The sequence below is a fragment of the Mesorhizobium sp. M7A.T.Ca.US.000.02.2.1 genome (assembly GCF_003996995.1).
GTDB lineage: Bacteria > Pseudomonadota > Alphaproteobacteria > Rhizobiales > Rhizobiaceae > Mesorhizobium.
The window spans coordinates 1-23,185 of record NZ_RZTT01000049.1 but is presented as its reverse complement, the minus strand read 5'-3'; the positions used below and the strand labels follow the sequence as shown (position 1 = coordinate 23,185).

Genomic DNA, 23,185 nt, shown 5'->3' with positions numbered 1-23,185 from the left:
CCGCTCATAGACCCCAAAACCGCCATGACCAGAACCGGAGCTTCCGCATGAGCATCATCAACAAGGCAGCCGCCATCGGTGGCGGCGTCATCGGCGCCGGCTGGGTGGCGCGGCTGCTGCTCAACGGCATCGACGTGTCGATCTTCGATCCCGATCCCGAGGCGTCGCGCAAGGTCGGCGAAGTGATGAAGGGCGCGCGCCGCGCCTACAAGCAGATGGTACCCGGCGGTTTGCCGAAAGAGGGCAAGCTGACCTTTGCCAAGACCATCGCCGAGGCAGTGGCCGATGCCGATTTCATTCAGGAAAGCGTGCCGGAACGGCTCGACCTCAAGCACCGGGTGCTCGCCGAGATCGATACCCACGCGCCGGCCAATGCGATTGTCGGTTCCTCGACCTCCGGCATCAAGCCAACCGACATGCAGGTGGCGATGAAGAAGCATCCGGAGCGGCTGGTCGTCGGCCATCCGTTCAACCCGGTCTATCTCCTGCCGCTGGTCGAGATCGTGGGCGGCGAGCAGACCTTTCCCGAGGCGATCGAGGTCGCGAAGGAGATGTATGCCTCGATCGGCATGAAGCCGGTCGTCATCCGCAAGGAGATCGAGGCCTTCGTCGGCGACCGCCTGCTCGAAGCGGCATGGCGCGAGGCGCTGTGGCTGATCAAGGACGGCATCTGCACGGTCGAGGAACTCGACGACATCATGCGCTACGGCTTCGGCCTGCGCTGGGCGCAGATGGGCATGTTCCAGGTCTATCGCGTCGCCGGTGGCGAGGCCGGCATGCGCCACTTCATGGCGCAGTTCGGGCCCTGCCTGAAATGGCCATGGACCAAGCTGATGGATGTGCCGGAGTTCAACGACGAACTGGTCGACCTGATCGCCACGCAGTCGGACGACCAGGCGCATGGGCTGTCGATCCGTGAGCTGGAAAAAATCCGCGACGACAATCTGGTCGCCATCATGGACGCGCTGTCGAAGCAGAACAAAGGCAAGGGCTGGGGCGCGGGCGCGCTGCACAAGGACTATACCAGGCAGCTCGCCAAGCTGGCAGCGAAGAAACCTACGGCCTCCAAGGCCGCCGAGAAGGCCAAGGCGTTGAAGCCGGTGAAGAAAGCCGAGAAGCCGAAGAAAAAGACCGGCAAGAAGAAAGGCTGAGAGCATGGATTTCGGGCTGTCGGAGGAACAGAGGCTCATCGTCGAGACTACGCGTGCGTTCGTCGAGAACGAGCTTTATCCGCATGAGCGCGAGGTCGAGCGCACCGGTGTGCTGCGCCGCGACCTGATCGAGGAAATCAAGGCCAAGGCGATCGAGGCCGGGCTCTATGCCGCCAACATGCCGGCCGACGTCGGCGGCGCCGGCCTGGATACCGTGACCTGGCTGCTCTACGAAAAGGAACTCGGCCGCGCCAATTACGCGCTGCATTGGACCTGTGTGGCGCGCCCGTCCAACATCCTTTTGGCCGGCACGCCGGAGCAGCGCGAGAAATATCTGTTCCCCTGCATCCGCGGCGAGAAATGGGACTGCCTGGCGATGACCGAGCCGGGCGCAGGCTCCGATTTGCGCGGCATGAAGGCGACCGCCGTACAGGACGGCGACGACTGGGTGCTGAACGGCACCAAGCATTTTATCTCCCACGCCGACCTCGCCGACTTTGCCATCGTTTTCATGGCCTCAGGCGAAGAGGATTCGCCGCGCGGCAAACGCAAGAAGATCACCGCATTCTTCGTCGACAAAGGGACGAAGGGCTTCACCGTCCGCGATGGCTACCGCAACGTCTCGCATCGCGGCTACACCAACGCCATCCTCGAATTCGACGATTGCCGGCTGCCCGCCGCCCAAGTGTTGGGCGAAGTCCACAAGGGTTTCGACGTCGCCAATTCCTGGCTCGGCGCCACCCGGCTGCAGGTCGGCGCCACTTGCCTCGGCCGCGCCGAGCGGGCGCTTGGCCATGCCGTCGAATATGCCGCGCAGCGCCAGCAGTTCGGCCAGCAGATCGGAAAGTTCCAGGGCGTATCGTTCAAGCTTGCCGATATGGCGACCGAATTGAAGGCCGCCGACCTGATGGTGTTCGAAGCCGGCTGGAAGTACGATCAGGGCACCGTCACCGACCAGGACATGGCCATGGCCAAGCTGAAGGCCACCGAGATGCTTGCATACGTTGCCGATGAGGCGATCCAGATTCATGGCGGCATGGGACTGATGGACGATTTGCCACTGGAGCGCATCTGGCGCGACGCGCGCGTCGAGCGCATCTGGGAAGGCACGTCAGAGATCCAGCGCCACATTATTTCAAGGGCGCTGCTGCGTCCGTTCGGGGCATAACATATGCATAAACTTGAGCGTCTCCTGCGGCCGAAATCGATCGCCGTCTTCGGCGGTGCGCAGGCCGCGGCCGTCGTCGCGCAATCGATCAAGATGGGCTTTGCCGGCGAGATCTGGCCGGTGCATCCGACCAAGGATGAGGTCGCCGGTCGCAAGGCCTATCGTTCGGTGGCTGACCTGCCGGGCGCGCCCGATGCTGCCTTTGTCGGCGTCAACCGGCATTTGACCATCGAGGTGATCAAGGCGCTGGCCGAGCGCGGCGCCGGCGGCGCCGTCTGCTTTGCCGCCGGCTTCCTCGAAACCGAGGCCTATGACGATGATGGCGAGCGGCTGCAGGCCGAGCTGGTTGCGGCAGCCGGCTCGATGCCGATCATCGGGCCGAATTGCTACGGCCTGATCAATTATGCCGACGGCGCGCTGCTGTGGCCCGACCAGCATGGCGGCATAAGACTGGCCGAGGGCGGCAAGGGCGTCGCCATCATCACCCAGTCCTCCAACATCGCCATCAACATGACGATGCAGAAACGCGGCCTGCCGATCGCTTTCCTGATGACCGCCGGCAACCAGGCGCAGACCGGCCTGTCCGAAATGGCGCTCGGCCTGATCGAGGACGAGCGGGTCACGTCGCTCGGCCTGCATATCGAGGCTTTCGATTCGGTAGCCGGCTTCGAGAGGCTGGCGGCACGGGCGCGCGAGCTGAAAAAACCGATCATCGCCATGAAGGTCGGCCGTTCCGAACAGGCCAGGCAGGCGACCGTCTCGCATACCGCGTCGCTGGCCGGCTCGGACGCGGCCTCAGGGGCGTTCCTGCGGCGGCTCGGCATTGCGCGTGTCGATTCGATCCCCGCCTTCATCGAAGCGTTGAAGCTACTGCACATCACCGGACCCTTGCCCGGCTATAGGCTGTCGTCGATGAGCTGCTCCGGGGGCGAGGCGTCTGTCATGGCCGACAGCGCCGAAGGGCGCTGGGTCAATTTCCCTGTGCTGACCGACAGCCACCGCGCCCATGTCAAATCGACGCTCGGGCCGCTGGTCGCGGTCGCCAATCCATTGGACTATCACACCTTCATCTGGAACAACGAGCCGGCGATGACCGCCACCTTCACCGCCATGGTGTCGGGCGGTTTCGACCTCAACATGCTGGTGCTGGATTTTCCGCGACCTGATCGTTGTTCGGTCACCGATTGGTGGGCGACGCTGCGCGCCTTCGAATCGGCGCTGAAGACCAACAAGGCGCATGGCGCGATCGTCTCGTCGCTGCCGGAAAACCTGCCGGAGGAGTACACCGCCGAACTGATGGCGCGCGGCATGGTGCCGTTGTTCGGCATTTCGGAAGCCATGGATGCCGCCGGGGCGGCGGCCTTCATCGGCTGGGCTTGGGCCGAACCGCAGGCGCAGCCGATCGACACTTCTGCTGCCGGTGCGCCTGGTGGCGACCATGTCACGCCCGACGAGGCCGAAGCAAAATCGCGGCTGATCAAGGCCGGCCTGCCGGTGCCGAAAGGCGAACGGGCCGCCAATGCGGTCGAGGCGGTGATTTCGTCGATGGCGCTCGGCTTTCCCGTCGCACTGAAGGCGCTCGGCGTCAGCCACAAATCCGAAGTTGGCGCCGTCAGGCTCAACCTCAGGGATGCCGAATCCGTCAGCACCGCGGCGCATGACCTCTTGCCGCTCGGCACCGGGCTCTATGTCGAGCGCATGGTGCGCGACGGTGTCGCCGAGCTCATCGTCGGCTTCACCCGCGACCCGATGTTCGGTGCGGTGATGACCTTGGGCACCGGCGGCGTGCTGGTCGAATTGTTGCGCGACAGCGTCACGCTGATGCTGCCGGCGACGCGCGACGATATCGAGGCGGCGCTGCGCGGCCTGAAACTGTTCCCGCTGCTCGAGGGCTATCGCGGCCGGCCAAAAGCCGATGTCGCGGCTGCCATCGATGCCATTTCGGGCATTGCCGCCTTCGTGCAGCAGAATGCCGGTGAGATCGAGGAACTCGACATCAACCCGCTGATCGTCTGCAGCGAAGGCAAGGGCGCCTGGATCGCCGACGCACTGCTGGTGCTGGGAGAGAACAAGAATGTCTGACGTCATTTCGACCCGCCGCGAGGGCACCATCCTCGAGGTCACCCTCGACCGGCCCAAAGCCAACGCCATCGACCTGAAGACCTCTCGGCTGATGGGCGAGACCTTCAAGGCATTCCGAGACGATCCGGAATTGCGCGTCGCCATCGTCAAGACCGCCGGCGACAAGTTCTTCTGTGCCGGCTGGGACCTCAAAGCCGCTGCCGGCGGCGATGCCGTCGATGGCGACTATGGCGTCGGCGGCTTTGCCGGGCTGCAAGAATTGCGCGACCTCAACAAGCCGGTGATCGCTTGCGTCAACGGCATGGCGGTCGGCGGCGGCTTCGAGCTGGCGCTGTCCTGCGACCTCATCTATGCCTCCGATCATTCCTCCTTCGCGCTCCCCGAAATCCGCGCCGGCACGCTGGCCGACGCGGCAACGATCAAACTGCCGAAGCGCATCCCCTACCATGTCGCCATGGACCTTCTGCTGACCGGCCGCTGGATGGATGTGGCCGAGGCGCATCGCTGGGGCCTGGTCAACGAAGTGCTGCCCAAGGAGAAGCTCGAGGACCGTGTCTGGGAGATCGCCCGGCTGCTCGCAGGCGGCCCGCCGCTGGTCTTTGCAGCGATCAAGGAGACCGCGCGTGTGGCCGAGGCGCTGACCTTCCAGGACGCCATGAACAAGGTGACCCGCCGCCAGCTGCCGACGGTCGATGCCCTCTACGGCTCCGAGGATGGCATGGAGGGTTTTCGCGCTTTTGCGGAGAAGCGTGAGCCGGTTTGGAAGGGGAAGTAGTGGATACCGCCGGAACGATGGCGCTTACCCCCCTCTGGCCTGCCGGCCATCTCCCCCTCAAGGGGGGAGATTGGCAGCTTCGATCTCTGCACTCTTCTTGCGACGCAGAAGGTTGGCGAAAGCCTTCGCAACATCCGATCTCCCCCCTTGAGGGGGAGATGTCCGGCAGGACAGAGGGGGGCGCCCTGGCTCAGCCTTGGGCGCCTTTCCAGCACCCATGACCGATTACAAAACCCTCATCGACGCCGAGACCTGGGCGTTCATAGAGCGGGCCAATTCCTACTATCCGCCCGACACGATCGACTACACGATCGCGCAGCAGCGCGAGATCTACGACCGCATGTGCCGCGAATTCTTTGCCGGCTATCCCGAAGGCGTCGCTGTCGAAACCTCAGCCATTGCGACGCCCACGCACGATATCCCGATCCGTACCTACCGAAGCGCACAGCAAGCTGCGGTGACGGTGCTCTATGTCCATGGCGGCGGCTTCATCCTCGGTGGGCTGGACAGCCACGACGATGTCTGCGCCGAGCTCTGTGCCCGCACCGGCTATGAGGTGGTCTCGGTCGATTATCGGCTGGCGCCGGAGCATCTGCATCCGGCGGCCTTCGACGATGCGATGAGCGCCTTCGAATGGGCCGCCGCCAATCGCGATCATCCTATCGTGCTGTGCGGCGACAGCGCCGGCGGCAATCTCTGCGCCGCCGTCAGTCACGCCACGCGTGACCGTTCGAAAGGGCCGGTCGGCCAGGTGTTGATCTATCCCGGTCTCGGCGGAGACCGTTCGAAAGGCTCCTTTGTCAAGCACGCCGAAGCGCCGATGCTGACCGTGCGCGATCTCGAATTCTACAAGCATATCCGCACCGGCGGCGTTGATAGGACCGGGGACATCACGCTGTCGCCGCTCGCCGACACCGACTTCTCCAACCTGCCGCCGACTGTGCTGATCACCGCTGAGTGCGACCCGTTGTCGTCGGATGGTGAGGCCTATCGCGACCTGGTCGTGGCGGCGGGCGGACGCGCAACCTGGTTCGAGGAAACGGGGCTGGTGCATGGTTATCTCCGAGGCCGGCACACGGTCGGCCGCGCCCGCGCAAGCTTCACCCGGATCGTCGATGCGGTGACCGCGCTTGGACAGGGCGATTGGCGCTGGTGATCGCGGCTGGACTCTGAGGACCGACCGGCCCCGGCTCATCCCACCGAAGCGGCCGCCGCACGGCCGGCGCTGCGGCCGGAAAAGATGCAGCCGCCGAGGAAGGTGCCCTCAAGCGCCGCATAACCATGCACACCGCCGCCGCCAAAACCGGCGGCTTCGCCGACGGCGTAGAGTCCCGCAACCGGCTGGCCATCGGCACCCAGCACGCGGCTGTCGAGATCGGTCTGCAGGCCGCCCAGCGTCTTGCGGGTCAGGATGTTGAGGCGCACCGCTATCAGCGGGCCGTTTGCCGGATCGAGCATCTTGTGCGGCTTGGCCGTGCGGATCAGCCGGTCGCCGAGATAGGCGCGCGCCCCGCGCAGAGCGGTGATTTGCATGTCCTTGGAGAACGGGTTGTCGAGCTGCCGGTCGCGGGCGCGCATTTCGCGCTCGACCTGGGCTACCTCAAGAAGCGGCTCGCCGCCGGCAAGCGCGTTCATGCGCGCGACCAGCGTCGGCAAGTCGGCCTCGACGATGAAATCCTCGCCCTTCTCCATGAACGCCTTGACCGGACCCGGAATGCCCGATGTGGCGCGGCCGAGCACCTGGCGCCAACTCTTGCCGGTCAAATCGGGGTTCTGCTCGGAGCCCGACAGCGCGAACTCCTTCTGGATGATCTTCTTGGTCAGGATGAACCAGGAATAGTCGAAGCCGGTGCTCATGATGTGGCTGAGTGTGCCCAGCGTATCGAAACCGGGATAGAGCGGCACCGGCAGGCGCTTGCCGCGCGCATCGAGCCACAGCGATGACGGGCCGGGCAGGATGCGGATCGCATGATCGGTCCAGACCGGCGCCCAATTCTTGATGCCCTCGACATAGTGCCACATGCGGTCACGGTTGATGACCGAACCGCCGGCCCGTTCCGTGATCGCCAGCATGCGGCCGTCGACATGATCGGGCACGCCGGTGATCATGCGCTTCGGTGCGGCGCCCAGCCGTTTGGGCCAATTCTCCCGCACCAGTTGATGGTTGGCGCCGATGCCGCCGGAGGCGACGATCACCGCTTGCGCGTGAAGCTCGAAATCGCCTGATATTTCGCGCGAACTCTTGTGGCCGCGCTCGACATCGCTGGGCTGCAGGATGTCGCCACGCACACCGGTCACAACAGCACCCGTCCGCGTCAGTTCATTGACGCGGTGGCGGAATTTGAAACTGATCAATCCGCGCTTTTGGGCCTCGCGCACGCGCTGGGCGAACGGTTCGAGCACACCGGGGCCGGTGCCCCAGGTAATGTGAAAGCGCGGCACCGAATTGCCGTGGCCGATTGCATTGCCGCCGCCCCGCTCGGCCCAGCCGACCACAGGAAAGATTTTCAGGCCGCGCTGCATCAGCCAGGAGCGTTTCTCGCCGGCGGCGAAACCGACATAGGCTTCCGCCCATTTGCGCGGCCAGAAATCCTCCGGCCGATCGAAAGCCGCGGTGCCCAGCCAGTCTTCCAACGCCAGGTCATGCGAATCGCGGATGCGCATGCGCCGCTGCTCGGGCGAATTGACGAGGAAAAGGCCGCCGAACGACCAGAACGCCTGACCGCCCAGCGACTGCTCCGGCTCCTGGTCGACAATGATGATTTTCTTGCCGGCCTCGGCAAGCTCGGCGGCGGCAACCAGCCCTGCAAGACCGGCGCCGACAATGATCACGTCCGCATCGTCAGCCATCTTTCCCCCCAGAATTAGCCGGCTACTTCAATGCAAGGGGTCAGACGGTCTCCCAGCCTTCTTTGCCGCCGGCGCGGAAGATGGCATCGATGACTTTCTGGTTGAGCACGGATTCCTCCAGCGTGAAGACGCGCTCCTTGCCGCCCTGTGCCGCACGCGCGAAGGTCTCGACCTCCAGCCGGTATTGCTGCGTGCCGGGAAAGCGGAACACTTGCGCCTCGGTGTGGTTCTGGTTGTGCAGTTCGACGCGGTGGTGGTCGTAAAGCCCGGCATTGAAAGGCGAGAACAGCTCGATGAAACCCTTCTCGCCGTGGAACACCATCACCTGGCGCGCCGCCATCTGCGTCGACAGATAGAAGGACAGCTCGAAGTCGCCGAAATCGGCGCGGATCGAGGAGTAGATGTCGGTGCCGAATGTCTTGTCGCGCTCGATCGTCGCCTGCACGCGCAGCGGCTCCTTGCCGGTCGAAAAGCGCGTCGACACGGTCGGGTAGACGCCGATATCGGGCAGCGCGCCGCCGCCGAGGTCGAGCTGGTTGCGCATGTTGCTGGGGTCGACATTGTAGTAGGAGAAGGCACCCTGCACATGGCGCAGCCGGCCGATGGCGCCGCTGGCGATGAGGTCGCGTACCTTGATCCATTGCGGGTGGTAGATGACCATGAAGGCCTCGCAGACCAGCACCTTTTTCTGGTCGCGCAGCTTGATCAGCGGCAGGATGTCCTTGGCGTCGAGCGCCAGCGGCTTTTCGACCAGCACGTGCTTGCCGGCTTCGATGGCCTTGGCCGCCCATTCGACATGCTGCGAGGTCGGCAACGGGATGTAGACGCCATCGACCTCGTCGGAGGCAAGCAGTTCCTCATAGGAGCCGAAGGCATGGCGCGCGCCGAAGCGCTCGGCCAGCGCCTTGGCCTTCGACAGGTCACGGCTGGCGATCGCCGACAGCACGCCGTTCTCCGCCTCGACCATCGCCGGCAACAAATGCTCGCGGCCGATCTTGGCCGTCGACAACACACCCCATCGGAACATCAGGCTTCTCCATCACAATTACAGGCAACGAGGTTTGCCCGAAATCGCCGGAAAAGCCAATGACGAGGGTCAGCCCCTTTTGCCGGTCAGCGTCATGTCGAAGTCGACGATGTTGGAATAGATTGGCGTGCCGACATCCATGCCGTAGCGCGACCTCAGCACCTTGCCGGTGACATGGAATTTGATCGTCCCGGCCTTGAGACCGCCAAGCTCGGCCGTGAACTTTTCCGGAAACGTCTTGCCGCGCGCCGTCAGCCGGCCGCTGACGAGGGCCGTGGTGTCGCTGGTTCGGGTCACGCTGGTAGAGCGGAACTGGATCTCCGGGTTGTTGGCGGCATCGAACACCGCGTCGGAGCGCAGGAAGGCATCGATACGGCCCTGGCCGGTGCCAACGCTTTCGGGAAAGATGGTGAAATTGACCTGCGAGCGCCCGACATCGCTGTTGTCGATGCGGATCGAGCCCTTGAAGCGGGCGAAGGCGCCATTCAGGCCGCCGCCGCCGACCTTGCCGATGGAGAAGCGGATGCTGGAGTTGGCCGGGCTGATCGAATAGCTGCCGGCGGCGTCGCCAAGCGCGACGGCCGCTGAAACAGGCATGGCGAGGCAAGCGGCGACCGCCGCAAATCCGAGAATGCGCGTGTACATGGGGATGTTCCTTGTTGGAGGCAGCGCATTCCTGCGCCCTCACTCCATGAACGAATGAACCGCTCGCTCTATTCCGGATCTGACGAAGGCGTGATCATGCGCATGAGCACGCCATCCCTGAGCTGGAAGTGATGCCGCAGTGCCGCCGCAACGTGGAGAGCCACAAGCGCCATGCCGGCATAGGCAAGATACCAATGCGCCGCCGCCCAGAAGCTTTCGGCACCATCCGATTCGGCCAGCGGCAGGTTCGGCATGACGAACAGGTTGAACGGCAGGCTGGGTATCTCCAGCATCGAGACCGACACCAGCGCCCAGCCGGACAAGGGCAAGGCAAGCTGAAACGCGTAGAGCGCAAAATGGGCCAACGGTGCCGCCCGACGTTCCAAAGTCCCGACCGAGCCCGGCAGCGCCGGCGTTGTATTGCCGCAGCGCCAGACGATGCGCAGGATGATCAGGCCGAGCAGCAGGAAGCCGAAGGATTTGTGCAGCTGGATCAGTTCGAAGGCGGTGCGCTGGCTGGTCACCCGCACCATGACGAAGCCGAGTCCGAACTGGCCGATGAAGATCAGCGCAATCAGCCAGTGAAGAATGATCGCGCCCCAGCCATAGCGGGTGGTGCTGTTGGTGATCGATGTTTGCATCGTTGGTGAACGACCGCGATGCCGGTTTTCTTCCACCAGGGGGAGGGGCGAGCCCGCTCTATCCACTCACCTTGAAGAAATCGACAAACGCCCTGAGCGCTGGCCGCATCTGACGGCGGCTCGGATAATAGACAAAGAAGCCGTCGAAGGGCGGGCACCAGTCCTCCAGCACGCGGATCAGCCTGCCGTCGGCGAGCGGGGCGCGGACATAGTCCTCAAAGACGAAGGCGAGCCCGGCGCCGTCGACCGCCGCCTGGGCGATCAGATGGTCCTCGTCGAGGATCAGCGGTCCCTCCACCGCCATCTCGATTGTCTCGCGGCCTTTGTCGAACTCCCAGCGGTAGAGGATGCCGCTGGAGAAGCGGAAGCGGATGCAGCGGTGGCCGGCCAGGTCGCGCGGGTGGCGCGGCTTGGGGTTGACCTCGAAATAGACCGGGGCGCCGACCACCGCGCCGCGAAGGTCCGGCCCGATGCGCACCGCGATCATGTCGCGCTGCAGGCTCTCGCCAAGCCGGACGCCAGCATCGAAGCCGCCTTCCACCACGTCGGTGAAGCGGTCCTCGATGACGATCTCCAGCACGATGTCGGGATAGGCCGACGCAAAGGCGCCCAGCCGTGGCGTCAGCGCCAAATGCGCTGCGGTGCGCGGCACGGTCAGGCGCAGATTGCCGGCCGGCCGGTCGCGCGTCTCGATTGCCGTCTCCAGCGCCAGATCGATCTCCGACAGCGCCGGCCGCAGCCGCTCCAGCAACTGCGCACCTTCTTCGGTCGGCGCGACGCTGCGTGTGCTGCGCGCCAGCAGCCGAACGCCAAGCCGCGCCTCCAGGCTGGACACCGCATGGCTGACCGCCGAAGGCGCGATGGCCAATTCCCTGGCGGCGCCGCGAAAGCTGCCGCATTGAGCGACAGTCGCCAGCACCGCCAGTTGTGAAAGATGCGCTCGATTCATTGATCTATCTTTTAGTACAGCCCGTGCGGATGAAAGCCAATTATCGAACACAAGGCAAGGCGCTATTTCTCCCACATCGCAACAAGGAGACGCGTTATGCAAACCCGCAAGCTAGGAACTGAATTGAACGTCTACCCCGTCGGCCTCGGCTGCATGGGCATGAGCTTCGCCTATGGCGGCCAAGCGGAAGCCGATGCGATCGCCACGCTGCACCGCGCCGTCGACATCGGCGTCAATTTCTTCGACACGGCGGAAGTCTATGGCCCCTTCGAGAACGAGATCCTGCTCGGCAAGGCGCTGAAGCCGGTGCGTGACAAGGTGACGATCGCGACAAAATTCGGCTTCCGGATTCTGGAGGAAGGTACAGGCCTCGACCGCATGGCGGGCGTCGACAGCCGCCCCGAGCACGTCAAAGCGGTCGCCGAGGCCTCGCTGAAACGGCTGGGCACCGATGTGATCGACCTCTACTACCAGCACCGTGTCGACCCCAACGTGCCAATCGAGGATACGGTCGGCGCCATGGCCGAACTGGTGCGCGAGGGCAAGGTGCGCGCGCTTGGCCTGTCCGAGGCGAGTGCCGCGACCATTCGCCGGGCCCATGCCGTGCATCCGATATCGGCCGTGCAGAGCGAATATTCGCTGTGGAGCCGCGACCCGGAAGACGAGGTGTTCGCCGTCTGCCGCGAGCTCGGCATCGGCTTCGTTCCCTATAGCCCGCTCGGCCGTGGGCTGCTGACCGGCACGATCGCCAAGCCCGAGGCCTTGAGCGACGGCGACTGGCGCCGGACCTTGCCGCGCTTCCAGGCCGAGGCGATGGAAGCCAACGCCGCTGTCATCGCCACCTTGGAAAAGCTGGCTGTTAAAAAGGGCGTGACCTCGGCACAGCTGGCGCTGGCCTGGGTGCTGCACCAGGGCGATTTCATCGTACCGATCCCCGGCGCGCGCAAGATACGCCATCTGGAGCAGAACACGGCGGCGGCGGACATCGCGCTAAGCGCGGCCGAGGTGCAGGCTATTGGTGACGCGCTGTCGCCCAACAAGGTTATGGGCAAGCGCTATACTGAGGAGTTGCTGGCGCTGGTGAATGGGTAAAAACTGCGAGTAAGCGAAAGGGGCGCCGGGCGCCCCTTTTTCGTACGCAGCGCGGTGCAAAAGGTGAGAGACGCTGGCGTGAAGCGCCCCCCTCTGCCCTGCCGACATTTCCTACCAAGGCACGACAGTGATCTCCGGCCAATACTCCTGGGCGCGTCTGCCCTTCGCCTCATGCGTCTTCTGATTGTCCATCACCCGGTTCGGTGTGATGCGGAACGAAAAAACATCATCCAGCCCGAACGGCGCCACCAACACCAGCTGCCCGTCAGCATCGTATCGAACCCCGACTGCGTGCGTCTTCGACGCGAAATAGCAGACGGGATCGCTGGCGTTCGAATAGCGCGGGCAAGGCCGCCCGAACTTCTGCGGATACCAAAGATGCACCCGCGCCTGATTGCGCACCTCGACCGGCAGCGGCAGTCCTTCGAAATGCTTCTCCGCGCGGCGAATAACGGCGTCCTCGGCCTCGTAGGAGAGGTCGCTGTCATCGAAGTAGAACAGGTCGACATCCCTGATGCCATACCCCGAAGGCTTGCCGGTCAGATGGTTCCAAACACTGTTGTAGAGCGCGCCGGAAACCACCAGCCAGTCCGGCAGGTCGAGCGTGCGAGCCCGCGCCAGCGCGTCGCGTAACCGCGGGTCGGCAAGCACGATGGCGAGAAATGCCGCGCGCTGCTCTTCAAAAGGAAGGCCCGAATAGCAGAGAGGATCCATCGCCCTTTGGAGAGCGATTCGGCAAGTATCCGCAATGCTTCGCCCATAGCGCCACCAAAGATGTGGCCAGATTGCAACGTGACCGGACCATGATGCTCGGCCTGGCCCTAAAACAGCCCCACCCTCGTCATCTGACGACTATGCGCGTCTGCCCATCTGCCGGCATGGACGATTGCTATTGGAATTTTCCACACCGGCTGGAGTAGCCTGGGCATGCAGATATCGTCGGTTTGGCCAGCAGCATCGTCGAGAGGACCGATCGACAGGGCAAAATTGACTGCGAAGTGGTTCTGGATTGCCGCGACCTTCTGCGTTCTGATCGCAGCCTCGCTCAATGCAAGTGCTGCGGCGGAGCCGATCGTGATTTCCCCGGCCACGCTGCCGGATGGGAGAGTTGGTGAGCACTATGATCGGACGCTGATGGCTTCAGCCGGAGCTGGCGGGCCATACACGTTCGCGCTCACTTCGGGGGTCACGCCGGTCTCCTTCAGCAGCGGCGGGTCCTCTCCGGGGCAGTGATAGCCGCCCCCGGCACCTATAATTTCAGAGTCCTGGCGACAGATCAGGTCGGCAACACCGGCACACGCGACTACACGATTGTGATCGCGGACAACCCGGTCTTGATTTCGCCTGCTGCGTTGCCCGGCGGGCAGATTGGCCAGCCGTATAACCAGGCGCTGACGGCTTCGGGTGGCGCTGGCGGTCCCTACACGTTCTCGATCGTTTCGGGCTCCATGCCCGTCGCCTTCAGCAGTGCCGGCGTCCTCTCAGGGCCAGTGATAGCCGCCCCCGGCGTCTACAGTTTCAGGGTCCGGGCGACAGACCATGTCGGCAACAGCGGCGAACACGACTACACCATCGTGATCGCGGACAACCCGGTCGTCATTTCACCAGCTGCCTTGCCCGGCGCGCAGATTGGCCAGCCCTATAGCCAGGCGCTGACGGCTTCGGGTGGTGCTGGCGGCCCCTTTACGTTCTCGATCGTTTCGGGCTCCATGCCCGTCGCCTTCAGCAGTGCCGGCGTCCTCTCCGGGCCGGTTAAAGCGCCCCCCGGCGTCTACAGTTTCAGGATTCGGGCGACGGACCATGTCGGCAACAACGGCGAACGCGACTACACGCTTGCGATCACCACTGGCCCGCCCATCGCGCGCGCTGTTCGAGCGGTTCAACATCGAGGTTATCGCGACCACGGCGAGTATACGCTGGACATCGCTGCGGCGCCCCGACCGACGGCGCCGTCACTGACCATGACGATCGTTGCCGGCATGTCAGCTTCGCTGCCGTTGACACCGGGTGCTACCGGCGAACCATTCAGCGCCGCGGCGATCATGTCCAGCGCCCCCGCCGAGGGCGGCACGGCGACGCTGTCCGGCGCGCCCAACTACCTACTGATCTTCGCGTCCTCGCCGGTGTTTTCAGGCACCGTCATCGTAACGTACACACTGACCGGCCCCGGCGGCGTTTCCGATCCGGCCACGGTGACCATAACCGTCACCACGCGGCCGGACCCATCCGACGATCCGGAGGTCGCCGGGCTGCTCAATGCCCAGGCGCAAGCGGTGCAGCAATTCGCCGCCGGGCAGACAGACAATATCAACCATCGCATGGGCGCTTTGCGAAGCGAGGCGTGCCGCAAGGCCTTTGCGAATGGGCTCGAACTGTCTGGCCAAGGCGCCGATGGCAATGCCGCCAGCGTCGACTTTCCAGACGGATCCGATTGTGGGGGCGACGCGGCAAAGCTGGGCTTCGGCTTGTGGGCCGGCGGCCACATCGATCTCGGCCATAGTTCGCCTGACGATAGCGCGGAGCGGGACTCCGTTTCGATCAACATGACCACCGGCATCGACTACCGTTTCAACGACCGTTTCGTCGCCGGTCTGGCCGTCGGCTACTCCAGCGACGACAGCGACATTGGCGGCAATGGCACCGAGAGTTCCGGCGAGGCCTACAGCGCGACGCTCTATGCAAGCTATCGCCCGGCCGAAAACCTGTTTCTCGATGCCCTGGCCGGCTACGGTTCGTTCAGCTTTTATTCGAAGCGCTTCGTCACAAGTGTTGGCGGCTTTGCCGACGGTCAGCGTGACGGCGACCAGATTTTCGGCTCGCTGACTGCCGGTTTCGATCATCGCGTCGGCGGGCTGCGACTCACTCCGTTCGCCAGGTTGACGGCATCCTCTTCGAGCCTCGACGCGTTTACCGAAACCGGAGCAGGCATCTATTCGCTGAGCTTCGGCAAGCAGAGCGTCGACAGCTTCGGCGGCACGCTTGGCCTTGCCGGCGGCTATGACATGCCGGTGGCCCTCGGCGTCTTCACACCACGCTTCCGGTTTGCATACACTCACGAATTCTCCGGCTCGAGCGGCGTCGATATCCGCTACGCGGATAGTCCGGATGGCCTTGTCTAGGGCTTCCAGACGCAGCCTTTGGCGAGGGACCAGGTGATGATCGGCCTGGGCGCCGATCTGCTGCTGCACCAAGGGTTATCCATCGGGCTCGATTATCGCGGCACAATCGGCTTTCAAGACAGCTACAGCCATGCCTTTGGCCTGAGGGTCGGCGGCGGGTTCTGACCATTGCGGCAACGGCTGCTCATCCGTCCCGTGGACGGATGAGCAGCCCCATCGCTAACAGTTCAGTCGCCTTGGGCGCTACGTCCTCAGAACGCCACCGGTCTGCTTGCCGACATTCTCGACGATACGCTTGGCCAGTGCCTCGAAATCCTCGTCGGTCAGTGTCTTTTCAACCGGCTGGATCGACACTTCGATGGCGACCGATTTCTTGCCCTCGCCCAGCGAAGCGCCTTCGAAGATGTCGAAGACCGAGACGGCGGTGATGAGCTTCTTGTCGGCGGCGAGCGCCGCGCGCACCAGCGTGCCGGCCTCGACCGTTTTGTCGACGACGAAAGCAAAGTCGCGCTTGACCGCCTGGAAGGGGGACAGTTCCAGTTTCGGCTTGGTTTTCGTCGGCTTGGCCTTCGGTTCGGGCACGGCATCGACGAAGACTTCGAAGCCGCACAGTGGCCCGGAAACATCAAGGCCTTCCAGCGTCTTCGGGTGGAATTCGCCGAAGGTGCCGAGCACGGTTTTCGGACCGAGCTTGATCGTGCCGGAACGGCCGGGATGATACCAGGCCGGGCCGCCGGCCTCGATCTGAAGCCGGTCGACAGGCGCACCGCAGGCTTCCAGTGCGGCGATCGCGTCGGCCTTGGAGTCGAACACGCCGACCGGGCCTGAATTGCCGGCCCAGTTGCGGCCTGAGCCGTCGAGCTTGGCGGTGCCGCGGCGCACGCCGGCGGCCACGCGCCGTTGCTGGTCGGCGCCGTCGCCCTCATAAGTGCCCGAGACTTCGAACAGCGCCACGTCGCCGATACCCTTGTCGGCATTGCGCTGGGCAGCAGCGATCAGGCCCGGCAGCAGCGAGGGCCGCATGTCGGACATGTCGGCGGCGATCGGGTTGGCGAGCTTCAGCGCGGTCTGGCCGCCGCCGAACAGCTCGGCGTGCTTGGCCGGAATGAACGACCAGGTGACGGCTTCCATCATGCCGCGCACGGCAAGCGCGCGCTTGGCGGTGCGGGTACGGACCTGCAGCGTGGTGAGGATCCTTGCATTGACCGCGTCATGCGCACCGAGCGGTTGCGGTGCGATGTTGTCGACACCATGGATGCGCATGACTTCCTCGACCAGGTCTGCCTTGCCGTCGACGTCGGGGCGCCAGGACGGCACGGCGACATTGACGACATCGCCCGAGCCCTCCGGCTTGAAGCCGAGGCGCGACAGGATGTCGAGGCTTCCCGCGCTGGGAACCTCGATGCCGGTCAGCCGCTTCACTTCCGAAAGAGGGAAGGAAACGATCTTCGGCTGATAGCCGGCATAGCCGACGACTTCCATTTCGGTCGGCGTGCCGCCGCAGAAATCGAGCACCAGTTTGGTCGCCAGTTCGACGCCGGGAACCATGAATTCGGGGTCCACGCCGCGCTCGAAGCGATAGCGGGCGTCAGTGATGATGCCGAGCGTGCGGCCGGTGCGCGCCGTGGTGATCGGATCCCAAAGGGCGGATTCGATCAGCACATCTGATGTGTTCTCGTCGCAGCCCGAATGCTCGCCGCCCATGATGCCGGCGATGGACTCGACGCCGTTGTCATCCGCGATGACGCACATTTCCGGCGTCAGCGTGTATTCGCGGCCATCGAGCGCCTGCACCTTTTCACCATCGCGCGCGCGGCGCACGACGAGATTGCCGGCAACCTTGCTGGCGTCGAACACATGCAGCGGGCGGCCGCGGTCGAAGGTGACGTAATTGGTGATGTCGACCAGCGCGCTGATCGGCCTCAGCCCGATGGCGATCAGCCGCTGCTGCAGCCATTTTGGCGACGGCCCATTCTTGACGCCCTTGACCAGCCTGAGCGCGAAGCCGGGACAGAGCTCCGGCGCTTCGATCGTTACCTTGACCGGACACATGCCGTTGCCGACATGCGGCATGATGGCGCCGCCGACGAGGCGGCCAAGGCGCAGGTCGACAAGCAGGAGCGGCAGAAGGCGGAAGAGGCGGTGCGCATCGCGGCGCAGGAAAAGGCAAGGCTTGAGGCCGAACGCAAGGCCGCGCAGCAGCCTCCGAAAGTGGAGCGTGCGCCGCTGCCGGAAGCCAACGACAATCCGCCGCCGGCCAAGCCGAAGTCCAATCCGTTCACGATCGACAATCTGCTGAAGTCGTTGCAGTAGGCTGAGCTTTCTGGGCGATACGACTACCCTCCATCTCGATCGAGCAGACGCCGCAGCATCGGTTCGATACGCGACAGTTCGTCGAGATGCACCGCCGACAGTTCGGCCAGGCAATCGTCGGCGCGCTCGGTCAGCTGCAGCAGCACGCGGCGGTGGTCGTCCTTATCCTGATCCCTTGTAACCAGCCCAGCTTCGCCGAGGCGGTTGACCAGTTCGACGGCGCTGTGGTGGCGGATGCGCAGGCGCTCGGCGAGGTCGCCAACCGTCACCGGGCCGCCGCCGGGGAATCCCTTGATCGCCAGCAGCGCCTGATGCTGGCGCGGGGTCAGGCCGGCGTCTTCCGCCTGGACCTGGCTGAATTCGAGGAAGCGGCGGATCAGATAGCGAAACTCCGACAGCCGCTGGTAATCGGCCTGGCTGATGGCGGGGCGTGGTTTTTGTGGCTGCGACATATCAGACATGTGTTCGTTTTCCGGCGAAAGCTCAAACGGATTTCGGGCGAAACCGACTTGAATATTTATATCGTGTTACGATACATAGCCGCCGACAAGCCCGGCTGGCCGCTTCGACCGTGCCGCATATCCACATTCGGCCCGCCGCCAGGAAGCAAAGCCCGCCATGAAGACCCCTCACTCGAACCCGGAGCATCTGCGTGATTTCACCACGGACGCCAGGGTGCTGCTCGTCGCGGCCATTGCCGTGGTGGTGGCGACAGCCGGACTGGTTGCCGGCATCGCGCTTTTGAAGCTGATCCGGCTGGCCACCAACATCGCCTATTTCGGCCAGTTCTCGCTTGCCGACCTGAAACTCCAGGACACGCCGCTTGGGCTCGCCGCCGTCATCGTTCCGGTGATCGGCGCGCTGATCATCGGCCTGATGGCGCGCTTCGGCAGCGAGAAGATCCGCGGCCATGGCATTCCCGAGGCCATCGAGGCGATCCTGCTCGGGCGTTCCAGACTCGACGCCAAGGTGGCGATCCTGAAGCCGCTGTCGTCGGCGATCTCGATCGGCTCCGGCGGACCGTTCGGCGCCGAAGGGCCGATCATCATGACAGGCGGTGCGATCGGCTCGCTGATCGCGCAAATGCTGCCGGTCAGCGACAACGAGCGCAAGACGCTGTTGGTGGCTGGTGCGGCAGCAGGCATGACCACGGTGTTCGGAACCCCGATCGCAGCCATCATGCTGGCGGTCGAACTGCTGCTTTTCGAGTGGACCCCGCGCAGCTTCATCCCGGTGGCGGCCGCGGCTGTTATCGCCGAGGTGGAGCGCACCATGCTGCATCTGCCCGGGCCGATCTTTCCGTTTCAGGGCGGCATGGAGGTGTCCTTTGTCGGCCTTGCCGGCTGGGTGGCGATCGGCGTTTGTGCAGGACTTTTGTCGGGACTGCTGACGCAGATGGTCTATGCCTGCGAGGACGGTTTTCAGAAGCTGCCGATCCACTGGATGTGGTGGCCGATGATCGGCGGCCTGGTGGTCGGCATAGGCGGGCTGATCGAACCGCACGCGCTCGGTGTCGGCTATGACAACATCACTGACATGCTGGACGGCCGCACCGTCGCGACCGCGGCCCTTCTGCTGCTGGTGGTCAAGGCGATCATCTGGTCGGTAGCGCTCGGCTCGGGAACGTCGGGAGGTGTGCTGGCGCCGCTGTTGATCATGGGCGGGGCCATGGGCGCTGTGCTCGCCGGCGTTCTGCCTGCCGCGGATCCGGGTTTCTGGGCGCTGCTGGCGATGGCCGCCACGATGGGCGGCACGATGCGTGCGCCGCTGACCGCCACGTTCTTCGCCGTCGAACTGACCGGCAACACACATATGCTGGTGCCGCTGATTGCTGCCTGCGCCGCGGCGCACGCCGTCACCGTGCTTCTGATGAAGCGGTCGATCCTGACCGAAAAGATCGCCAGAAGGGGACATCATCTGGTTCGCGAATACCGCGTCGACCCTTTCGCCCTGACCAGGGTGCGCGAGGTGATGACCCCACAGGTCGAAAGCGTGCCGGCGACGATGACGCTGCATGGCGCTGCGGCATTCCTGACAGCGCCGGAAACACGGCATCCGAGTTTCCCGGTGGTCGATGAGCACGGCCGTGTGCTGGGCCTCATCGATCCGCCGGCGATATTGCGCTGGAGACGCGCCGGCACGCACCGCACCACCACGCTTGGCGAACTGCTGGCCGGCAGCAAGGTGACGCTGGCCTATCCGGACGAATATCTCGAAGGCCTCTCCGACAAGCTGCTGACGGCCAACGTCTCTCATCTGCCCGTCGTCACTCGCGAAGGCGCTCCTTGCTGGTCGGCTATGTCGGCTGGAAGGATTTGATGCGCGTGCGGTCCAGGAAACAGGCCGAGGAGCGCGAACGTTCGACCTTGCTTGGCTTCGGCACCAGACGCAGGAAGAAGGCAGACGTGGTGGAGGGCCTTTAGAGACTCGTTCCCCGCTTCGCCCGTTCGAGGACATAGAGCCTCAGCGCCGAGGACAGGTTGGTGTCGCGGGGCCTTGTCTCGTCGACTTCGGCGACAAGCGCGGCGAGCGTCAGCTTTCTGGTCGCCGCGATCGCGACGAGGTCGTCATAGAAGGGTTTTTCGAGCGAGTAGCTGGTGCGGTGGCCGCGAATGGTCACCGAACGCTTTTCGACCGGGCTCATAGGTGGTCAGGGTCGCCGGGCTTTTCACGACGATGCCCGGCAACGAATTTTTCACTCTTGTCGGCGGCGATGCGGTCGCGTTCTTTTTCGGCCTTGGAGCGGCCGTGCAGCGCGCGATTCTGTTCGGCGGCGCGCACCTTCTCGTCCCGCGCCTTTTGCTTGCGGGCCTGGCGGAGATTGACGATTTCGGCCACGGCGTAAGTCGCCGGCCTATTTCTTGCGGAAGGCGTCGAGCGAGACCACTTCGGCGCCCTTGGTGGCGGCGTCCGCGGCCGCAGGCTTCTTCTCCGCCTCGGCGGCGGCCTTCTTCTCGGCCTTCGGCTTTTTCTCGGAGACGATGGTCAGCGGCTCCGGAGTTGGCGCAGCCGGTTCCTCGGCTGCCGCGCCATCCGTCTTGACGTCGAATTCGAGCTCGAAATTGACCGAGGGATCATAGAAGCCGCGCACGGCCGAGAACGGGATTTCGAGTTTTTCCGGAACATCGGAGAAGGACAGGCCAACCTCGAAGCCGGTATCGGTCACCTTCAGGTCCCAATACTGGAACTGGATGACGATGGTCATCTGCTCGGGATAGCGCTCGCGCAGCCGCGAAGACACGCGTACGCCCGGCGCGCCGGTCAGGAAGGTGATGAAGAAGTGGTGGTTGCCGGGGAGGCCGGTGCGCGCGACCTCGGCCAGGACCTTGCGCATGACGCCGCGCAACGCCTCCTGGGCCAGAATGTCGTAGCGGATGTGGTCGTCGGCCATGTGGCGGTCGGGTTCCGTTGAATCGTCCGCATAGCTGTAATCAAGCTTGAGGGCGGCGTAAACCGCATATAGATCACCCTCGCGCGGAAGCGAAGACTATTGCCAGCGATTTGATCGCTCAGGCGCTGGTGAGCGCGCTTTGCTTTTCGGACGATGCCGCGGATCGGCGCTTGCCGAAGGCGCGCAGGAAGGTGCGCACGCCATTGGTCGCGGATTGCAGCACCTCGTCCTCGCGAGGCGAGCCGCCAAGCATGAAGGTGGTCTGCAGTTCGGCATTGACGAGGCCAAGGAACTGGCGTGCCGCCACGTCGGGATCCTCGATCGTGAGATGGCCGCCATAGGCGAGGCGGGCGAAGCGGGCGGCGATTGCTGGCCATGTCCTGCCCGGACCCTGTTCGCGCCATTCGGCAAACAGTTCGGGATAGCGCTCGCCTTCGGTCTGGATCAGCTTGCGCAGGAATTTTCCGTCGCGGTTGCAGATGCAGTTCTGGTTCAGGCGCACGGCAAAGCCGATCAGGTCGGCTTCGAGATCCCCCGGCTGGTCGGGGAAGGTGGCAATGGTGGCGAAGATGCCGGCATTGCAGCGTTCGGTGAGGTCGCGGACCACAGCGACGAACAGTCTCTCCTTGTCGCCATGATGGTTGTAGATGGTCTGACGCGAGACGCCGGCTTCGGCGGCGATCAGGTCGATGTTGGCGCCGGCGAAACCTTCGCGGCAAAACACGGTGGCGGCGGAGTCGACGATCGAGAGGCGCTTGGCCTCATGGCCGCGTGGCGGGAAAATGTCAGGAGAAACGTGCAGCTTCATAAAAAACTATATAGAGGTGATTGACGATTTAGACAAGAGTGTCTAAATTTGTGGACACAAGATAAAGGGATTTTGCGTGAGAGAGACGAATGGAATTCGCTCTTGAGGTGTCGGAATCTCACGGGATGGAACGTCCTAGGTTAGACGTCGCCTGCGGCGGCAACCAGATTTGAAAGAAGCCTTTATCATGAGTCCCAAATTCCTCCGCATCGCGGTCGTGCTCGGCTTGTTGTCCGCCATCGGCCCGTTCGCTATCGACATGTATCTACCCGCGTTGCCGTCGATCGGCGCGGATCTGCATGCCAGCACCGCTGCCGTGCAGATGAGCCTGTTGATCTTCTTCCTGTCCATGGGTTTTGGCCAGATCGTCGTCGGGCCGATCTCCGACATGGTCGGCCGCAAGCTGCCGCTTTATGGCGGCCTTGCGCTGTTCATGGTTGGCGGCATCGGTTCGGCAATGGCGCCGACCATCGAATGGCTGATCGCTTTCCGTTTCCTCCAAGGGCTTGGCGCCAGCGCCGGCATGGCCGTTCCGCGCGCCATTGTGCGCGACCTGCACACCGGCAATGAGGCCGCCAAGCTGATGTCCTTGCTGATGCTGGTGTTCTCGGTGTCGCCTATCCTGGCGCCGCTGACCGGCAGCGTGATCATCGAGAGTTTCGGTTGGCGCGCCGTGTTCTGGACGGTGACGGGCGCGGCCGCCCTTGCCACGGTGCTGCTCGCAACCTCGCTCAAGGAGACGCGGCCGGCTGAAGAACGCGTCGGTTCCTCCTTCGGAACCGCGCTTGCCGGCTATCGCTTCCTGATGGGCGACCGCAATTTCCTTGGCCTGGTGGCGATCGCCGGCTTCGGCATTGCGAGCTTCTTCGTCTATCTGTCGAGCTCGTCCTTCATTCTGATCGACCATTACGGGCTGTCGCCTTCGGTCTACAGCGTGTTCTTCTCGATCAATGCGGTGGCTTTCATCGGCATGTCGCAGCTGACCGGGCTGCTGGCCGAGCGTTTTGGGCTGCGCCGCGTGGTGCGTGTCGCGGTGACCGGCTATGCCTCGACGATGGTGGTGCTGTTGGCGATCATGGCGACGGGCGTCGACCGGCTCGACGTGATGGCGGCGCTGCTGTTCGTCGGCTACGGCTTCCTTGGCCTCGTCATTCCGACCACCTCGGTGCTGGCC

Annotated in this window: 21 protein-coding genes and 2 pseudogenes; 11 read left to right on the top strand and 12 right to left on the bottom strand. The window is 64.1% G+C overall.

The genetic code is table 11. The features are described from left to right. Nucleotides 1-47 precede the first annotated feature (47 nt). The 5 genes from EOD15_RS07400 to EOD15_RS07375 all read left to right on the top strand — a co-directional run bounded on the left by EOD15_RS07400 (nt 48) and on the right by EOD15_RS07375 (nt 6,332). Entirely contained in the window at nt 48-1,151 is a 1,104-nt protein-coding gene (locus EOD15_RS07400; protein WP_127322329.1) for a carnitine 3-dehydrogenase, read from the top strand. A gap of 4 nt (nt 1,152-1,155) precedes the next feature. Continuing rightward, the gene (locus EOD15_RS07395) at nt 1,156-2,319 is read left to right on the top strand and encodes an acyl-CoA dehydrogenase (RefSeq protein ID WP_127322328.1); all 1,164 of its coding nucleotides are present in this window, start codon (nt 1,156-1,158) and stop codon (nt 2,317-2,319) included. A gap of 3 nt (nt 2,320-2,322) precedes the next feature. Further along, nucleotides 2,323-4,401, top strand: a complete 2,079-nt coding sequence (locus EOD15_RS07390) for an acetate--CoA ligase family protein (protein WP_127408398.1) — start codon at nt 2,323-2,325, stop codon at nt 4,399-4,401. Beyond that, a complete protein-coding gene (locus EOD15_RS07385) occupies nt 4,394-5,176 on the top strand; it encodes a carnitinyl-CoA dehydratase (RefSeq protein ID WP_127270028.1) in 783 nt (260 codons plus the stop codon). The genes EOD15_RS07390 and EOD15_RS07385 overlap by 8 nt, the downstream gene beginning before the upstream one ends. 217 nt (nt 5,177-5,393) lie before the next feature. Continuing rightward, on the top strand, nt 5,394-6,332 hold the full coding sequence (locus EOD15_RS07375; RefSeq protein WP_127321841.1) for an alpha/beta hydrolase: 939 nt from the start codon (nt 5,394-5,396) through the stop codon (nt 6,330-6,332). 35 nt (nt 6,333-6,367) lie between these two features. Here EOD15_RS07375 and EOD15_RS07370 read toward each other — a convergent pair whose 3' ends face one another. The 5 genes from EOD15_RS07370 to EOD15_RS07350 form a co-directional block, all read right to left on the bottom strand. Then, nucleotides 6,368-8,026, bottom strand: coding sequence for an FAD-binding dehydrogenase (locus EOD15_RS07370; RefSeq protein WP_127321840.1), 1,659 nt, complete (start codon nt 8,024-8,026; stop codon nt 6,368-6,370). 40 nt (nt 8,027-8,066) lie between these two features. Further along, on the bottom strand, nt 8,067-9,053 hold the full coding sequence (locus tag EOD15_RS07365) for a Gfo/Idh/MocA family oxidoreductase (protein WP_127321839.1): 987 nt from the start codon (nt 9,051-9,053) through the stop codon (nt 8,067-8,069). A 69-nt stretch (nt 9,054-9,122) separates the two neighbouring features. After that, nucleotides 9,123-9,698, bottom strand: coding sequence for a YceI family protein (locus EOD15_RS07360; protein WP_127328545.1), 576 nt, complete (start codon nt 9,696-9,698; stop codon nt 9,123-9,125). A 68-nt stretch (nt 9,699-9,766) separates the two neighbouring features. Beyond that, complete coding sequence (locus tag EOD15_RS07355; protein WP_127319124.1) at nt 9,767-10,339, bottom strand: cytochrome b; 573 nt, start codon at nt 10,337-10,339, stop codon at nt 9,767-9,769. A gap of 58 nt (nt 10,340-10,397) precedes the next feature. Then, nucleotides 10,398-11,288 (bottom strand): LysR family transcriptional regulator, encoded by an 891-nt coding sequence (locus EOD15_RS07350; protein WP_127319122.1) that lies wholly within the window; start codon nt 11,286-11,288, stop codon nt 10,398-10,400. 96 nt (nt 11,289-11,384) lie between these two features. On the opposite strand from EOD15_RS07350, the gene EOD15_RS07345 reads away from it, so the two are divergent. Continuing rightward, nucleotides 11,385-12,380, top strand: coding sequence for an aldo/keto reductase (locus EOD15_RS07345; RefSeq protein ID WP_127319120.1), 996 nt, complete (start codon nt 11,385-11,387; stop codon nt 12,378-12,380). 111 nt (nt 12,381-12,491) lie between these two features. On the opposite strand, the gene EOD15_RS07340 is transcribed toward EOD15_RS07345, so the two are convergent. After that, nucleotides 12,492-13,094, bottom strand: coding sequence for a nucleotidyltransferase family protein (locus EOD15_RS07340; RefSeq protein ID WP_127319119.1), 603 nt, complete (start codon nt 13,092-13,094; stop codon nt 12,492-12,494). A 515-nt stretch (nt 13,095-13,609) separates the two neighbouring features. Between EOD15_RS07340 and EOD15_RS07335 the strand changes: the two genes are divergently transcribed. Then, nucleotides 13,610-15,499, top strand: coding sequence for an autotransporter domain-containing protein (locus tag EOD15_RS07335; RefSeq protein WP_127408397.1), 1,890 nt, complete (start codon nt 13,610-13,612; stop codon nt 15,497-15,499). A gap of 36 nt (nt 15,500-15,535) precedes the next feature. Then, nucleotides 15,536-15,664 carry a hypothetical protein gene (locus EOD15_RS37205; RefSeq protein WP_281035279.1) on the top strand — a complete coding sequence of 43 codons (129 nt, stop codon included), beginning with the start codon at nt 15,536-15,538 and terminating at the stop codon, nt 15,662-15,664. Nucleotides 15,665-15,742: 78 nt separating this feature from the next. Here the strand turns inward: EOD15_RS37205 and pheT are convergent. Beyond that, a pseudogene (gene pheT / locus EOD15_RS07330) lies at nt 15,743-17,545 on the bottom strand (phenylalanine--tRNA ligase subunit beta); the annotation flags it as partial. 18 nt (nt 17,546-17,563) lie between these two features. Here pheT and EOD15_RS07325 point away from each other — a divergent pair. Then, nucleotides 17,564-17,812 carry a hypothetical protein gene (locus EOD15_RS07325; protein ID WP_281035554.1) on the top strand — a complete coding sequence of 83 codons (249 nt, stop codon included), beginning with the start codon at nt 17,564-17,566 and terminating at the stop codon, nt 17,810-17,812. 23 nt (nt 17,813-17,835) lie between these two features. On the opposite strand, the gene EOD15_RS07320 is transcribed toward EOD15_RS07325, so the two are convergent. Beyond that, nucleotides 17,836-18,273 carry a helix-turn-helix domain-containing protein gene (locus EOD15_RS07320; protein ID WP_127271260.1) on the bottom strand — a complete coding sequence of 146 codons (438 nt, stop codon included), beginning with the start codon at nt 18,271-18,273 and terminating at the stop codon, nt 17,836-17,838. A 157-nt stretch (nt 18,274-18,430) separates the two neighbouring features. Between EOD15_RS07320 and EOD15_RS07315 the strand changes: the two are divergent. Next, nucleotides 18,431-20,235: pseudogene (locus EOD15_RS07315) on the top strand (chloride channel protein). Here EOD15_RS07315 and EOD15_RS07310 read toward each other — a convergent pair. The 4 genes from EOD15_RS07310 to EOD15_RS07295 form a co-directional block, all read right to left on the bottom strand. After that, nucleotides 20,232-20,456, bottom strand: coding sequence for a ribbon-helix-helix domain-containing protein (locus EOD15_RS07310; protein WP_127321516.1), 225 nt, complete (start codon nt 20,454-20,456; stop codon nt 20,232-20,234). The pseudogene EOD15_RS07315 and the gene EOD15_RS07310 overlap by 4 nt on opposite strands. Then, complete coding sequence (locus tag EOD15_RS07305; protein ID WP_127321517.1) at nt 20,453-20,650, bottom strand: DUF4169 family protein; 198 nt, start codon at nt 20,648-20,650, stop codon at nt 20,453-20,455. The genes EOD15_RS07310 and EOD15_RS07305 overlap by 4 nt, the downstream gene beginning before the upstream one ends. A 16-nt stretch (nt 20,651-20,666) precedes the next feature. Continuing rightward, nucleotides 20,667-21,203: an SspB family protein gene (locus EOD15_RS07300; RefSeq protein WP_027160604.1), complete on the bottom strand. Its 537-nt coding sequence runs from the start codon at nt 21,201-21,203 to the stop codon at nt 20,667-20,669. A gap of 118 nt (nt 21,204-21,321) precedes the next feature. Next, the gene (locus EOD15_RS07295) at nt 21,322-22,011 is read right to left on the bottom strand and encodes a TetR/AcrR family transcriptional regulator (protein ID WP_127321518.1); all 690 of its coding nucleotides are present in this window, start codon (nt 22,009-22,011) and stop codon (nt 21,322-21,324) included. A 187-nt stretch (nt 22,012-22,198) separates the two neighbouring features. Between EOD15_RS07295 and EOD15_RS07290 the strand changes: the two genes are divergently transcribed. Next, the coding region (locus tag EOD15_RS07290; RefSeq protein ID WP_127408396.1) for a multidrug effflux MFS transporter at nt 22,199-23,185 on the top strand (987 nt) is incomplete at its 3' end.

Bases quoted from the DNA above. Each gene is read 5' to 3' on its own strand.
- EOD15_RS07365 (WP_127321839.1), bottom strand. From the start codon at position 9,053: ATGTTCCGATGGGGTGTGTTGTCGACGGCCAAGATCGGCCGCGAGCAT.
- EOD15_RS07390 (WP_127408398.1), top strand. From the start codon at position 2,323: ATGCATAAACTTGAGCGTCTCCTGCGGCCGAAATCGATCGCCGTCTTC.
- EOD15_RS07355 (WP_127319124.1), bottom strand. From the start codon at position 10,339: ATGCAAACATCGATCACCAACAGCACCACCCGCTATGGCTGGGGCGCG.
- EOD15_RS07340 (WP_127319119.1), bottom strand. From the start codon at position 13,094: ATGGATCCTCTCTGCTATTCGGGCCTTCCTTTTGAAGAGCAGCGCGCG.
- EOD15_RS07350 (WP_127319122.1), bottom strand. From the start codon at position 11,288: ATGAATCGAGCGCATCTTTCACAACTGGCGGTGCTGGCGACTGTCGCT.
- EOD15_RS07310 (WP_127321516.1), bottom strand. From the start codon at position 20,456: ATGAGCCCGGTCGAAAAGCGTTCGGTGACCATTCGCGGCCACCGCACC.
- EOD15_RS07325 (WP_281035554.1), top strand. From the start codon at position 17,564: ATGCGGCATGATGGCGCCGCCGACGAGGCGGCCAAGGCGCAGGTCGAC.
- EOD15_RS07395 (WP_127322328.1), top strand. From the start codon at position 1,156: ATGGATTTCGGGCTGTCGGAGGAACAGAGGCTCATCGTCGAGACTACG.
- EOD15_RS07300 (WP_027160604.1), bottom strand. From the start codon at position 21,203: ATGGCCGACGACCACATCCGCTACGACATTCTGGCCCAGGAGGCGTTG.
- EOD15_RS07295 (WP_127321518.1), bottom strand. From the start codon at position 22,011: ATGAAGCTGCACGTTTCTCCTGACATTTTCCCGCCACGCGGCCATGAG.
- EOD15_RS07345 (WP_127319120.1), top strand. From the start codon at position 11,385: ATGCAAACCCGCAAGCTAGGAACTGAATTGAACGTCTACCCCGTCGGC.
- EOD15_RS07400 (WP_127322329.1), top strand. From the start codon at position 48: ATGAGCATCATCAACAAGGCAGCCGCCATCGGTGGCGGCGTCATCGGC.
- EOD15_RS07370 (WP_127321840.1), bottom strand. From the start codon at position 8,026: ATGGCTGACGATGCGGACGTGATCATTGTCGGCGCCGGTCTTGCAGGG.
- EOD15_RS07360 (WP_127328545.1), bottom strand. From the start codon at position 9,698: ATGTACACGCGCATTCTCGGATTTGCGGCGGTCGCCGCTTGCCTCGCC.
- EOD15_RS37205 (WP_281035279.1), top strand. From the start codon at position 15,536: ATGATCGGCCTGGGCGCCGATCTGCTGCTGCACCAAGGGTTATCCATC.
- EOD15_RS07375 (WP_127321841.1), top strand. From the start codon at position 5,394: ATGACCGATTACAAAACCCTCATCGACGCCGAGACCTGGGCGTTCATA.
- EOD15_RS07320 (WP_127271260.1), bottom strand. From the start codon at position 18,273: ATGTCTGATATGTCGCAGCCACAAAAACCACGCCCCGCCATCAGCCAG.
- EOD15_RS07385 (WP_127270028.1), top strand. From the start codon at position 4,394: ATGTCTGACGTCATTTCGACCCGCCGCGAGGGCACCATCCTCGAGGTC.